The organism is Kistimonas ophiarachnellae, assembly GCF_057552235.1.
In genome coordinates this window covers 62,740-76,921 of record NZ_BAAJPA010000007.1, presented here as the reverse complement: position 1 = coordinate 76,921, position 14,182 = coordinate 62,740, and the positions used below count along the sequence as shown (strand labels likewise).

At 50.8% G+C, this 14,182-nt stretch carries 12 protein-coding genes; 5 read left to right on the top strand and 7 right to left on the bottom strand.

Going from position 1 to position 14,182, the window contains the following annotated elements; translation table 11 throughout:
- The first annotated feature begins 60 nt into the window (after positions 1–60).
- Genes AC27K1_RS10470 through AC27K1_RS10460 form a run of 3 tightly spaced genes read left to right on the top strand, consistent with a single transcriptional unit; the run spans position 61 to position 3,030 of the window.
- Complete coding sequence (locus AC27K1_RS10470; protein ID WP_487150383.1) at positions 61–2,100, top strand: ribonucleoside triphosphate reductase; 2,040 nt, start codon at positions 61–63, stop codon at positions 2,098–2,100.
- A 43-nt stretch (positions 2,101–2,143) separates the two neighbouring features.
- Entirely contained in the window at positions 2,144–2,305 is a 162-nt protein-coding gene (gene nrdD / locus AC27K1_RS10465; protein ID WP_487150381.1) for an anaerobic ribonucleoside-triphosphate reductase, read from the top strand.
- Positions 2,302–3,030 (top strand): anaerobic ribonucleoside-triphosphate reductase activating protein, encoded by a 729-nt coding sequence (locus tag AC27K1_RS10460; RefSeq protein WP_487150379.1) that lies wholly within the window; start codon positions 2,302–2,304, stop codon positions 3,028–3,030. Before nrdD ends, AC27K1_RS10460 begins: the two co-directional genes overlap by 4 nt.
- A 4-nt stretch (positions 3,031–3,034) precedes the next feature.
- Here the strand turns inward: AC27K1_RS10460 and AC27K1_RS10455 are convergent, their stop codons facing one another.
- The 5 genes from AC27K1_RS10455 to AC27K1_RS10435 form a co-directional block, all read right to left on the bottom strand.
- The gene (locus AC27K1_RS10455; protein WP_487150377.1) at positions 3,035–3,361 is read right to left on the bottom strand and encodes a hypothetical protein; all 327 of its coding nucleotides are present in this window, start codon (positions 3,359–3,361) and stop codon (positions 3,035–3,037) included.
- Between the two features lie 131 nt (positions 3,362–3,492).
- A complete protein-coding gene (locus AC27K1_RS10450) occupies positions 3,493–4,881 on the bottom strand; it encodes an MATE family efflux transporter (RefSeq protein ID WP_487150375.1) in 1,389 nt (462 codons plus the stop codon).
- 61 nt (positions 4,882–4,942) lie between these two features.
- Entirely contained in the window at positions 4,943–5,389 is a 447-nt protein-coding gene (locus tag AC27K1_RS10445) for a MarR family winged helix-turn-helix transcriptional regulator (RefSeq protein WP_487150373.1), read from the bottom strand.
- Positions 5,390–5,562: 173 nt separating this feature from the next.
- Positions 5,563–6,597: a 2,3,4,5-tetrahydropyridine-2,6-dicarboxylate N-succinyltransferase gene (dapD, locus tag AC27K1_RS10440; RefSeq protein WP_487150371.1), complete on the bottom strand. Its 1,035-nt coding sequence runs from the start codon at positions 6,595–6,597 to the stop codon at positions 5,563–5,565.
- A gap of 76 nt (positions 6,598–6,673) precedes the next feature.
- Positions 6,674–7,021 (bottom strand): ArsC family reductase, encoded by a 348-nt coding sequence (locus tag AC27K1_RS10435; protein ID WP_487150369.1) that lies wholly within the window; start codon positions 7,019–7,021, stop codon positions 6,674–6,676.
- Between the two features lie 150 nt (positions 7,022–7,171).
- On the opposite strand from AC27K1_RS10435, the gene AC27K1_RS10430 reads away from it, so the two are divergent.
- Entirely contained in the window at positions 7,172–8,044 is an 873-nt protein-coding gene (locus AC27K1_RS10430) for an outer membrane protein (protein WP_487150367.1), read from the top strand.
- A 10-nt stretch (positions 8,045–8,054) separates the two neighbouring features.
- Complete coding sequence (locus AC27K1_RS10425) at positions 8,055–10,364, top strand: hypothetical protein (RefSeq protein WP_487150365.1); 2,310 nt, start codon at positions 8,055–8,057, stop codon at positions 10,362–10,364.
- A gap of 53 nt (positions 10,365–10,417) precedes the next feature.
- Here AC27K1_RS10425 and AC27K1_RS10420 read toward each other — a convergent pair whose 3' ends face one another.
- On the bottom strand, positions 10,418–13,120 hold the full coding sequence (locus tag AC27K1_RS10420; protein ID WP_487150363.1) for a [protein-PII] uridylyltransferase: 2,703 nt from the start codon (positions 13,118–13,120) through the stop codon (positions 10,418–10,420).
- A 108-nt stretch (positions 13,121–13,228) separates the two neighbouring features.
- Positions 13,229–14,026 (bottom strand): type I methionyl aminopeptidase, encoded by a 798-nt coding sequence (map, locus tag AC27K1_RS10415; RefSeq protein WP_487150361.1) that lies wholly within the window; start codon positions 14,024–14,026, stop codon positions 13,229–13,231.
- Positions 14,027–14,182: the final 156 nt, after the last annotated feature.

Below are 14,182 nucleotides of genomic sequence, written 5' to 3'. Positions count from 1 at the left end.
CTTAAGCACAACATATAGTGCTTTTGCTATCCAGTAATAACAATATATAAGTGAAGCGAAATGGTTCTGGCAACGTCTGACAGTAATTGTGAAATTCCGGCCATGATTATCAAGCGCGATGGGCAGCGTGTGTCGTTTGATAATGACAAGGTGTTCCGTGCCATTCTCCATGCGGGTCAGGTAACGGGTGAATATGATCAGGATGAAGCCCGGGTATTAACAGAGAAAGTCTTACGGCTGGTCAGTTACCGTTTCTGGGGCAACAAGGCACCTGACGTTGAACAGATCCAGGATATGGTAGAGCAGTGCCTGGCTGCCAGTGGCTACTTTGATACTGCCAAGGCTTACATTCTTTACCGGGAACGTCACAAGAATCTGCGTGATACGCGGAAAACCCTTCTGGATGTGGAAGCCTCCGTGGACGAATATCTGGAGAAACTGGACTGGCGGGTACGCGCCAATGCCAACCAGGGGTATTCGCTGGGGGGGATGATTCTGAATGTTTCCGGTAAGGTCACGGCCAATTACTGGTTGAACCATGTCTATGATGCTGCGATTGGTGATGCGCATCGGCAGGGCGATCTTCACATCCATGATCTGGACATGTTGTCCGGTTACTGCGCCGGCTGGTCGCTGAGAACGCTGCTTCATGAAGGGTTCAATGGAGTACCCGGCAAGATAGAATCTGCGCCACCCAAACACCTGTCCAGTGCCGTCGGTCAGATGGTGAATTTCCTGGGTACCCTGCAAAACGAGTGGGCAGGCGCCCAGGCTTTCAGTTCTTTTGATACCTATCTTGCGCCGTTTGTGCGCAAAGATAATCTTGCCTATGCAGACGTAAAACAGTGCATTCAGGAGTTTATTTACAATCTGAACGTACCCTCTCGCTGGGGTACCCAGACGCCGTTTACCAATGTGACGTTTGACTGGGTTTGTCCGGATGATCTTAAAGAGCAGATCCCCATCATTGCCGGTGAAGAGATGCCATTCAGCTATGGCGAACTCCAGCCTGAAATGGCCATGATCAACCGCGCCTATATCGAGGTAATGATGGCTGGGGATGCGATGGGGCGGGTTTTCACGTTTCCTATCCCTACCTACAACATCACGCCGGATTTTGACTGGGATTGCGAAAATGCCGATCTGTTGTTCGGTATGACAGCAAAATACGGGCTGCCTTATTTCCAGAACTTCCTGAATTCCGAACTGACGCCAAATATGGTGCGCTCCATGTGCTGCCGGTTACAGCTGGATTTACGGGAGTTGCTTAAGCGAGGTAATGGCCTGTTTGGTTCGGCAGAACAGACCGGTTCCATTGGTGTCGTTACGCTTAATTGCGCCAGACTGGGCTATCTGGCTAAAGGGAACCGGGAAGACTTGTATCGTCGTACAGATGAACTGATGCGTTTGGCAAAAGACAGTCTGGAAGTGAAGCGGAAAGTCATCCAGCACTATATGAATAGCGGTCTCTTCCCGTATACCAAGCGTTACCTTGGCACATTGCGCAACCATTTTGCCACGATCGGGGTTAATGGCATTAACGAGATGATCCGGAACTATTCGGATGATGCCCATGATCTTACGACAGAAGAAGGGCAGGCATTTGCGCAGGCATTCCTGGATCATATCCGTGCGCAGATGCAGGATTTTCAGGAAGAGACAGGCCACCTCTATAACCTTGAGGCAACGCCTGCGGAAGGGACGACTTATCGCTTTGCCAGGGAAGATCGAAAACGTTATCCGGATATTTTCCAGGCAGGGACGATCGAACGGCCCTATTACACGAACTCATCGCAATTGCCGGTGGGGTATACCGATGATCCGTTCCATGCTCTCGAGATGCAGGACGACCTGCAATGCAAATATACCGGTGGCACGGTGCTGCATCTGTATATGGGAGAACAGGTATCTTCTGTTGCTGCCTGCAAGAAGTTGGTGCGTCGAACACTGACACATTTCAGGCTGCCCTATATCACGGTGACACCGACGTTCTCCATTTGCCCAACCCATGGTTACCTTGCGGGTGAGCACGAGTTTTGCCCACGCTGTGATGAAGAGCGGCTTGCGGCAAAACAGGCAAGGTTACAGCTCGTGAGTTAAGCCGATCACACGGGTACAGAAGATCTATAGCAGGAAAGAAATTATGAAAACAAATGAAACTGTGAAACTGGAAGAACATGAGCGTCAACGCTGTGAAATCTGGACCCGGGTTATGGGCTACCACCGACCTGTCTCAGCGTTTAATCCCGGTAAACAACAGGAGCAGCAGGAGCGTCTGCACTTTCGGGAAAATCGTAGCGAATGATGAAGGCTGTCTCGGGAAAGGCGTTGCGACCGGGGTATCGGTTGAACATAGCGGGTATTACACCGCTATCGACAGTGGATTACCCCGAGAACCTGTCTGCTGTCGTTTTTACCCGTGGCTGTAATCTGCGCTGTCAGTATTGCCATAACCCGGCATTAATGAGCATCACGCCAGACGCTAATGACCCGCAATGGGAGGATGTGCTGGCATTGTTGGACCACCGATCCGGGTTACTGGATGCTGTCGTATTCAGCGGTGGTGAACCGATACTCCAGCAAGCCTTGTTGCCCGCCGTTCAAGCCGTTAAGCAACGAGGCTTCAAAGTCGGACTGCATACGGCAGGGCATTCGCCATCCCGATTGGAATCCTTGATTCCCTGGCTGGATTGGGTTGGTCTTGATATCAAGGGATTGCCGGAGGATTACCCCCTGATTACGGGGGCGACAGCGGGTGATAAAGCCTGGTGTAGTCTGAAGATGCTTCAGGAGCAGAATGTTAATTTTGAGGTCAGAACGACTGTGAACTGGAGTCTCTTGTCGCCAGAGCGATTGCTGCAACTGGCGAAGCGGTTATCGGAAGCAGGCGTCACTGATTTTGTCGTCCAGCGTTGTCGAGATCAGCAATGCTTCAATGGCGCGCTACCTCATCCGGCTTTACCCTCATCCGTTACCCGTCGTTTATGGGATGAACTCTCCGGCTGGTTTCCACGTTTCACTGTCCGATAGCACCTTATGACAGTCGATTGTTGACCTGTTCCCGGGCCAGCAGGCCGATGATAATGCTGGCAGAGAAGGCAAACAGGTCGGACATATGCTCTTTCAGCGCTTCATTGATAATACCAATCTGGCGCTCATCCAGGTTGACATCCGCCGGAATTTCCATCGGTGATTCGAACTTCTCTGTTAGTGAGGGATGGACAGAACGGTAACTGCTGGTGACAGCGGCGATCTCTTCTTCCGAGAGACCGATTTTTTCGCCGACCTTTCGGATAAAGTTATCAATAACATCATCTTCCCTGGCTTTGTCTGGATGCGGAAAATCAAGAATCACGCCCATGCAGCTCCTCCTCCATTTTGATGCTGGCTTTCAGTATGTGTGCAAGCACATGGCTCTGGCAAGTGACGTGTTTTTTAGGTGATGTTACCGGAAAGCAGGGCGGGGATTATCCATCCGCCCTGTGTTTGGGGTCAGGCTGCTGTTTGTGCTGAAGCCGGGGTGGGTTGTGGGTTCTTCAATGTCCGGAGATCCATCCAGAGTACCCAGGCAACCGGAATCGCAAGAATAACATTGGATACCGGCAGGGCTATTAAGACACCGGTGATGCCAAACAGGGGCGGCAGGGCTATCAGCAGGGGAATCTGAACCAGCATATTGCCTGCCGTGATCCAGCTGGCCACGCGGGATTTGGCCATGGACTGGAACCAGGCCGCGGTTAGCACAATAAAGCCATCCAGAAACATGGAGAACAGATGCAAATGTAGTGCCGTTACGGTCATCTCTTGCAGGGCGATATCGTCCTTATTGAAGATGAAGGCAATCGCTTCCGGAAACAGGTTGATCAACAGTACGCTGCCAATGCCTATGCTGAGAACGGTGCCCAAACCGATCCGCAGGGTAGTGAGCAATCGCTGGTGACTGCCGGCGCCATGGTTATAACTGACCAGTGGCTGAATACCTGTCGCTACACCTTCAGAGAACATGTAGTAGACCCCCTGCACATAGCCAACGATGGTGAATGCGCCGACTGCCAGCACGCCACCGTAATCCATCAGTAGTCGATTATGGATTGCCAGTACAAAGCCGTAGTAGAAAAACATGAACAGGCTCGGTAGTCCCGCGCTCAATGTTCTGACGGTATAAACCCAGGAAAAACAGATGTCAGTGAGGGCGATACGGGTATTCGCCTTGCGGCTGAGGAAGTAGGCAATACCCCATAGTCCAACCGCAGCCTGAGCCATAACGGTGGCTATGGCGGCGCCAGCAGCTTCGAGCCCCATGACCACAATAAAGAGCCAGTCCAGCACAATGTTCAGGACAGCGCCGGTTGCCATGATGATCGTGGTCAGGTGTGGTCGTTCATCATTCCGGATCATCAAGGGTAATGCAGCGCCCGCCAGTGCTGCGATACTGCCGGTGATGAGGATGGTAAGGTAATCCCCGGCCAGTTCATACGCATGACCCGTAGCGCCAAGCAATGTCAGCATCTGGTTTTCCAGCGGCAGGAATACCAGTGGGAAAAGGAGGCCAAAGACAGCCAGTAACAGCAATGCGTTACCAATATAAAGGCGCGGCTTACGATGGTCGTTTTGTCCCCGGCTGATGGACATCCAGGTACCGGTACCCATACCGATCATAATGCCAACACCGATGATGATGCCGGCAACCGGCCAGGCAAAATTCAGGGCGGCAAGACCTTCTGCACCGACAACCCGACCGATGAATATGCCATCAATCAGGACATAAATGCCGTTAACGATCATGGCGGCAACGGCCGGGATGGCGTAGCGCCAGAACAGCCGGAGAATAGGTTGTGTCCCCAAATCTGAAGAAGGGGTATTTGTCTGTGTTGGTTCCATATTTTGTTAGGCTAACTAATTATTAATTGAATCGTGGCATGAATATGTCGGCAGTTTTCCTTTAATCTGGTGTCGATTTCACCCGTGTATTGTCTTGCAGACAGCGACAGGCTTTGTCCAGCAGGGTTTCCAGTATCTGGTACTCTTCCTCACTCATGGCCGTGCAGATTTTGCGGGTCATATCACCGAACAGTTTGTCCTCCAGCGCCATGAGCGCTTCCCCCTGGCGTGTAAGGCTGACTCGCGTTGATCGTCTGTCATCCGCGCATGGTGTCCGTGTGAGCAGATCACGGCGTTCCAGTTTGGCGACCATTGTGCTGGCAGATGATTTCTGAACCCGCATTTCGGCGGCAAGGTCAGACAGTCGAGGTTGCACAAGGTGCTGTACGGCTTTCAGATAGTCGTACTCATTGAACGTGACGTGTTCGTACTGTCTGCCCACTTCATCGCTGCGCCAGAGTTTGGCCAGGTAGCGTTCTATGTAATCAAAGGATTGAGAAAGATGCATTGTGATAAATGGTTAGGGTGGCTAACTAATGGGAGTCTACCACCGGGCCATTGATAAAGGAATTGGGTGAATTTCAGTGGTGATTAGAGCGTATCAGGCAGGGAAAGTCGAAACAGAGACTGTACGAATGTTCGTTGGTAGCGGGTTATGGCCCGCTACCTTCAGGGGCACACTTAGTTATGTGCGTGCAATTCTTCGTTAAGGGCAATGGCGGACTTGTTAGTCAGGCACTCAATGGCACCGTTAATGGAGTTCCGGCGAAACAGCAGGTCAGACTTGCCGGCCAGGCTAGCTGCTTTGACAGTCTCTACTACCTGGCGATTTTCATCCAGCAGCTGAACTTTGGAGCCTCCTGTCAGGTAAAGACCCGCTTCCACGGTGCAGCGGTCACCCAACGGAATGCCGATACCGGCATTGGCGCCGATCAGGCAGTTTTCACCAACTGAGATGACCACATTATTGCCGCCGGACAAGGTGCCCATGGTGCTGCAACCACCACCCAGGTCAGAACCTTTGCCGACAAACACGCCAGCGGAAATACGGCCTTCAATCATGCCCGGCCCTTCGGTGCCGGCATTAAAGTTGATGAAGCCTTCATGCATGACGGTTGTGCCTTCACCCACGTAGGCGCCAAGGCGGACGCGGGCGGTATGCGCAATACGGACACCGGCAGGTACAACGTAGTTGGTCATCTTGGGGAATTTATCGACACAAGAGACTTCCAGAGTCCGGCCGGCGGCACGAGCCTGCAGCTGACGGCGGGGGAGTTCTTCCAGATCGATGGCGCCTTCGTTGGTCCAGGCGACATTGGGCAGCAGCGGGAAAATGCCCGTGAGATTGATGCCGTGTGGTTTGACGCAGCGATGAGAAATCAGGTGAAGCTTGAGATAGGCTTCCGGTGTGGTGATTGGCGCCAGGTCATTTTCCAGCAGTGTCAGGATTTTCGGGCTTTCTGAATCCTCCAGGGTGGCCATAATGGCGGCCTGCTCGGTCAACCCGTGCTGAGAGAAGATGCTTTCCAGCGCGTGGCAGGTGGGATTGTCCAGTTCAACCACGACATTGCCGCCTACATAGCCCACCACCGGGCCAATTTTTTCAATCAGCTTGAAAGACGGCTGGAACAGAGGGGCAGGGTAGTAAACATCCAGCCACTCACCTTTGCTGTTCTTGGTGCCAATGCCGGCAGCGAGGGAAAAAAACGTGCTCATGTGCTCTTCTCTTTGATCCTTGTGCGGGTGAGATGGGGGCGTGTTGCCTTATTATCAAGCTTGCTGGTGATAATTGTCAGTCTGCCAGGAGCGTTTGCCATTGGGCTGGTTGAAACCCCAGCTGGTAGTGGTCGCCGGCCACCAGTAAGGGTCGCTTAATAATGGCCGGGTTTTCCAGCATGATGGCAATGGCTGAGGCCTGATTGATCGTGTCACGGGTGGCTTCAGGGAGCTTGCGCCAGGTCGTGCCTCGCCGATTCAGCAGAGCCTCCCATCCCAGTTGTTCAGCCCATTGGGTCAATTGGGCTTCTGTCAGGCCGTCCTTGCGATAATCGTGAAAGTGATAGTCAATATTATTCTCATCCAGCCAGCGACGGGCTTTTTTGATGGTGTCACAGTTGCTGATGCCATACATCGTAATCATGGGTGTTCCTGTGTATGTCCCTGTTGCTCCGGGCATTTATCATACGCGTATTGTTCCGGCTTTTCCCCTGGTGTTATCGATATTTCCTATTAAACGATAATGGTTTTATTGGTATGTGCTTGCAGTGTTATCAAAGCGGACTAGACTGCCATGAATTCTTATTTCATGGACATGGTGATATTGATCACTGTTATGTTTCATGGCAGGAAGTGGTTTTTTGGTCAACGTTATTTCTTCGGCAGGTTGGCAAATATGTATGTATCCTCCTGTTTGCGTTTTTATTTTATGTGTTTATTGGCTCCAATAACTTTATATATACCCTCAATAAGTTATTGTAGTGATTATTATTTGAAGGGTGGGGTGGGCTATTCTCATGTTGAGTCCAAGCTTAAAAAAGATCTGAATGTCATTAATGATAAAAAAATGGTTATGGTTGATTCTTACGAGAATCATGATAAATCAGATAACGCTGTTTTAGTGGGGCTTGGTGCTGGTGTTAATTTTAATCGTAGCTCTTATCGTTTGTCTGTAGGCGCTGGCTGGTACTGGCAAAATGAGATTGAAAATAAAGGCTACATTGATCTTCATGGTGAGGGGCAATTTCGAGATTATAGTTACAAATATAAAACTCAGCACCAGAGGTTAATGATTGAGGGGAGTGTTTATTGGGTTATGGCTGAGCCAGATTTACAGCCATATATTTCGGCTGGATTGGGGTATGCGCACAATCGTTTTACTGGATACAGTGAAAAAGATATATATCCGGATAATGATACCAAAAAAGAAAGTCCCGGTCCTATTACACCATTCAAAAGTGCAACACGTAATGAGCCGGCCTGGCAGATGGGTATTGGCATTCTGATTCCCTTATCGGATGAGCTGTTGCTGGATATGGGATATCAGTACGCGAATCTCGGGAAAGTGGAATCAGGGCGAGACAAGCCGGGGCGTTACAGTGGTAAGTTGAAAACAGATGATCTGACGAGTCAGCAATTACTGCTGGGACTGATCTGGCATTTCTGAGAAGCGTATTATGAAAGCGTTGTTTATCGGAGTCTTCCTGTTGTTGAGCGGTTTCTCCTGCGCGGTCTTAGCTGAGGCAATGTTTCATATTCAGGTCGAAACGGAAGGAGATCTGGTTAAAGGTGATAAAGGTTTGTTGAAACTGGCAATCACCAATCGTTCGGTAGAAGCGGCTGATATCGTATTGCGCATTACTCAGACGGATGGCCAGATTTTGCTGGACAAGCAATCATGTCCGTTGGTACGCCCAAGGGAGACATGTCGGGCAACGATTGCTGTCACGCCAGCCAAAGCCGGTGATCAACGCTTTGTTGTCGAAGCGCTGGGATTTGATGCCAAATATCTGTGTGGCAAAACGGTGCAGTTGTTTACGGTCTATGAGACTGATCGTTATAAATCCGTTTATCTCTCTGATCAGAAGAGTGAGTTTGCTCAGGCTTGGGCACTGGTACATGGTTTAGGTAATACAGAAGACGCCACTTTGTATATTAATCGGCATTCCGGAGACCCGCTGATAGATGATCGGGGTGGTCGCACGGTGATGTTGTCACAGGCCATTGATCAATCTGTGGATCTTAGTCAGCAAATTAATACACTTCTGGCGCGTGAGCTGGAAGGGTTTAGTGGAAAAATACACTTATATATCCAGTCGTCCATGATTGTTGATGCTAGTCAGGTGGTGATTGATCCCGATTTGGCAATACGCCTGGCTTCAGTGACAGTCTTCCCGGTTGATGCTGCAATACTGCATTATGATGCTGCTAAAATTCAAAAGCTGGCCGCATTTGCCAGTGATTTGCATGGGAAAGGTACAGAAACAATAAAAATCATGCTGTGGGATACGATTGATCAAAACACATTGGTCAATGGCTCATTATCAAGTCTTGGACGTTTGCGTGAGCAAGGTGTCGTATTTGATAGCTTTAGTTTTATCAATAAAGGGTACAATATTGCTGCGTTGGGCGTGAAGGATTTATTGCTGGCGGGAGGGCTTTACGCGCAGCTGATTCCGGAGTTATCAATAATTAACGATGGCGCATTCGTACCTTCAGCCGATTTCAAGGCAGATAATACGAATCTCCTTTATTTGGGTTATCACGGGTATACTGATCCTCATAGTAAAGCCTGGTTTGAAGTACTCACCGATCATCACATTGATGCACTGACAGCAATCCAGAATAAATATAGTGACAGTCACTTTAACCCCCTCTATCAAAGCGATTCAAATGATGCAGAAACCCAACAGTGGGTAAGTATAAATGGATCAATCAGCTATTTTAAACCGACGTTTCCATTGCTGTTGTGGCTTGCGCTTAATGAGGGTGCTGTGACCTATCAGCACAATGATCAACAGCAGACAGCCTATTTTCCGGCACTGCCTGCAAGCGTTCTTTCAGCGGATAATGACCTGTTGTATAGCATGGAACTTGATCGTATTGAGGGGATTCTGAGCTATAGCCCTGTAAACTCTCAGGATTATGAACAGGATTATCAGGCATACACTGATTTTCTTCAGCTTGTAGGGCGAACGCCGAAACAGATTCCTTTCATTAGCTTATCGCAATGGCTTTCTGATCTGTCAGGTGACATTAAGGGCGAGGTCCGGGAGGAAAGCCCTGACGATGTTTTACCCGTTACCGAACAACAGGATTCTGAATCTGCTGGCGACAAAGAAAGTAATATTGCCGTCAGTGAAAGTGATGTCGATGTGGAAGGAGAGACTGTTATAGAAGATGGTCAACACCAGGCAGGGGATAAAGAGCAGCCTGTTGAAGAAGATTCTGAGGCAGTGGCGCTAAATTCCAGTGAGAGTGGTTCTGCTGAATCGGCTGAGAGTATTGCTACTCAGGAAGAAAATGGTGACCTTCTTTCAGGGGCAGAGAGTATTCAGGATCAGGTAGTCATCGAGCAGGGCAGTGAAGCTGGAAATGGTGCTGCTGATTCAGCAGTCGGTAGTGAAGATGATTCTACAGGTAGACCTGGGCATGAATCCTTGGATGTTCCGGAAAATGCGTCTGCAGGCGAAGATGATTCTGTCAGTGATGACACGCCTTTGTACTATGTGGAAAACCTCGTTGCTGGTTTTACCCAGGAAGGGTTGGCTGCAGTTCAGGCGTCAGGAGGGAAGGTTATTCTGTGTGTGAAAGGAAAGCCTGATTGTATTGGTGGGGCGGAGCAGGGATGTCAACTGATTTTGCTGTTTGCCTGCTGTAATGGTGTTTGTCTCTGTCCAGATGATGTGTCACAAAAGGATGGCAATCAAAACCCTTGTATTTTGTCCATGCCACTGACGCTCAAGGCTGCTGATAATCAAGGTTAATGCGCCTGTTTGCAGTGCTGACTTCTGTTTCAATGTCAGCACTGCATGACGATTCAAGGTTTTAATGCATCTTGATTGGCGTAATCTTGCAGACGCATGCAGAGTGTTTGTTTCAGCTGGTCGCACAAGTGCTGATCACTGATCGCATTGCCTGAGTGGTCGGTGATGAAGAAGACATCCTCCACTTTCTCGCCAAGTGTAGCGATTTTGGCGTTTTGTATCCGAATCTCCAGCTCTGTGAACGTTTTCCCCATCATGGCAAGCAGCCCGGGGCGATCCGTTGCATAGACTTCAACGACGGTACGATTGTTCAGCAGGTCATTGCTGATGATGACCTCTGGCGCTTTGGCAAAATGTTTCAACTGTCTGGGGGTGCGTCGATGAATGATGTCCTGAAAAGAGTCGGGATTGCTCAAAATTTTGCTCAATCGATTGCACAGGCGTTCGATGCGTCCGGGGTTGTCGCCAATGGGTGAGCCGTTGCTTTCCAGGACAATAAAAGTGTCCAGGCTAAAGCCACCGGTTGATGTGATAATCCGTGCATCGTGGATACTGAGGTTTTGTTGATCCAGAGCTGCCGCTGTGGCTGCAAACAGGTTGGAGCTGTCTTTGGCATAAATAAAGACAGCCGTACCGCCTTCAAAATGGCGTTCGGTCGTTTCCCTGATCAGTACCAGCGGACTGTCACTGTCTGCGTGGTGCAGAATGCCTGAGGTGTGCCAGGCGATTTCTTCGGGAGTGTGGCGAAGGAAATAGTCATCGCCCAATGTATCCCAAAGGGTTTGCACCGACGTATCGTTAACGCTGTTTTCACGGAGAAATTCACGGGCAATATGCTGGGTTTCTGCGATCAGTTCTTTTTTGTCGATGGGGTTTTCCAGACCGCGCAGCAGTGCCCTGCTGGTTTCCCGGTAGAGTTGGCGTAGAAGACTGGCGCGCCAGCCATTCCAGAGGGTCGGGTTAGTGGCGTTGATGTCAGCGACGGTTAGACAGTAAAGATAATCGAGATGGCGGCGATCACCGACCAGTCGCGCGAAGTTGTTGATGGTTTCCGGATCAGAGAGATCCTTCCGTTGGGCGGTGGTCGACATGATTAGGTGGTATTTTACCAGCCAGGCAATCAGGGCGCTGTCTGCTTCGCTGAGTCCATGGCGTCGACCAAATGCCAGGGCATCTTCGGCGCCCAGTTCAGAATGGTCGCCGCCCCGGCCTTTCGCGATGTCATGGTAAAGGCCGGCGATATACAGTAATTCGGGCCGGTTGATGCGGCGCTTCGCTTCGCAAGCTACCGGGAAAGGCTCTTCGCTTTCCTGATAATTGAAACGGCGCAGGTGCTTGATCAGCAATAATGTGTGGGCATCGACGGTATAGATGTGAAACAGGTCATGCTGCATCTGACCGATAATTCGCCTGAACTCCGGCAGGTAACTGCCCAGAATGCCGTAGCGGATCATTCGTCGCAGATTGGCGGTCAGGGCATAAGGGGCGCGCATCAGTTCAATAAAGAGCTGATTCACTTCAGGATTATTCCGGAAATTCTCGTTGATCAGGTTTCTGTGGGTTCGCAGCAGGCGAATGGTTGAGGCGCGCGGACCCAGGATAAACGGGTTGCGTGTCATTAACACGAACAGTTCCAGCATGGCTGGCGGATGCTCGGAAAACACCTGGTCGCTGGTGACCTCTATATAATTGTTGCGTACCTGGAAGTGTTCATTCAGCGGGATGATTTCTTCCTTCTGGCCGGAGGTGAGAATTTCATCATCAAAATGCTGGAGCAGAAGGTCCTTAAGTTCCCCCAGAATCATGACTGCGCGGAAGTATTTCTGCATGAACTGCTCAATGGCAAGCGTGCCATTGGTGTCCCTGTAACCAAAATGTGCCGCTAATCCGCGTTGGTAATCAAACAGCAGACGATCTTCCGCCCGGCCGCTTAGCCGATGCAATCCCCAGCGCACCTGCCAGAGAAAATCACGTGAGCGAAGCAGCATGTCATATTCGGTGTTGGTGAGAAAACCGACCTTGACCAGGTCTTCGGGCTGATCTGTGCCGTAATGGCGTCGGGTGATCCAGCCCAGCATGTGAAGATCCCGCAGACCGCCCGGTGAGCTCTTGATATTGGGTTCCAGGTTGTATTCGGTCTGGTTGAACTTCCGGTGGCGGGTGCGCTGTTCCTCGTACTTGGCCTGCAGATAGGTTTTGCTGGGCCACATTTTGTCGGTGTTGATCAGGGACATCATCCGGCTACGGAGATTTTCAGGGCCGGTGATGGTGCGGGATTCCATCAGGTTGGTAATGATGGTCAGATCGCTACCGGCCTGTCGGGCGCACTCTTCAACCGAGCGGACACTGGAGCCGACCTGCAGATTGATATCCCACAGCAGGGTCAGGAATTGTTCAATGTTTTCGCGGTGGGGTTCCGGGTCATCCCGGGAGAGCAGGATCAGGATATCGATATCAGAAAACGGGTGCAGTTCACCGCGACCGTAACCACCAACAGCCAGCAACGCAATATCGTCACGACCGCCAAACAGGTGTTCCCATGCCAGCGACAAGACCTGATCGATCAGCCAGGCTCGCCCACGAACCAGTGCCTGAATGGCGACGCCCTCGTCGAACCATTGGTTCATGGTCGTCTCGGCTTGTTTGAGGCACTTTTTGTAGGCCGGAATGGCGGTGCTGGAGAGAGTGAGTTCGGCCCGGAACTGGCCGCGGTCAAAGAGTTCTGACTGCTGTTGATCGGTGAGTACAGCGTTCATTCTGGTTATCCTGGTCACCGTTGGATCTGATATCAGGCAGCGATGCTGCCAGCAGCAGGGCCTCTTTGATGAGACCCTGTATGTGTTATTGCATTATTGTGGTGAAGATTAAGCGGTAAAGGTGCTGGTGGTAAAGGGGATCTGCTCATCATTGCGCAGTGTGAGGATTTCCACGCCATCCCGGGTGACCAGTATGGTGTGTTCCCACTGGGCGGAGAGGCGGCGATCTTTGGTGACCGCAGTCCAGCCGTCGGGCTTGAGCTTGGTTTGCTTTTTGCCGGCATTGATCATGGGTTCGATGGTGAACGTCATGCCTGCCACCAGTTCAAGACCTGTACCCTGCTGACCATAGTGCAGAACTTGAGGCTCTTCGTGGAAGCCCTTGCCAATCCCGTGGCCACAATACTCTTCAACCACTGAATAATGATTGCCATGGGCGTGACGGGCGATGGCAAACCCGATATCGCCAAGGCGGGTGCCGGGGCGAACCAGCTCAATGCCCTTGTACATGCATTCCTGGGTAACAGTCACCAGGCGCTGTGCATGCTCGGCCACATCGCCAACCAGGAACATCTTGCTGGTATCGCCATGGTAGCCATCCTTGATGACAGTGACATCAATGTTGATGATATCGCCGCTTTTCAGGGGTTTCTTGTCGGTAGGGATGCCATGGCAGACAACTTCGTTGACAGAAGTGCAGATGGATTTCGGGAAACCCTTGTAGTTCAGTGGTGCAGGAATCGCGCCCTGCTTGTTGACGATATGATCGTGACAGATGCGATCCAGTTCCTCGGTAGTGACGCCGGGAACAACATATTCACCGATCATTTCCAGCACTTCGGCGGCCAGACGGCCGGCAATGCGCATTTTCTCGATGTCTTCCAGGGTTTTGATGATGACAGTCATGATTACCGTGTGATTACTTATCGTTCGCCTTTCTGTGCAGGCCTGTTGCGCAATTCTAGCAAAGGGCTGCCAGCGAGCGATAGTCTGAAGCGCTACCAGTCTGTCGCACGGTGGCGGGATTCTGGTATTATTCCCGCCTTTGCAATCCTGTGGTGT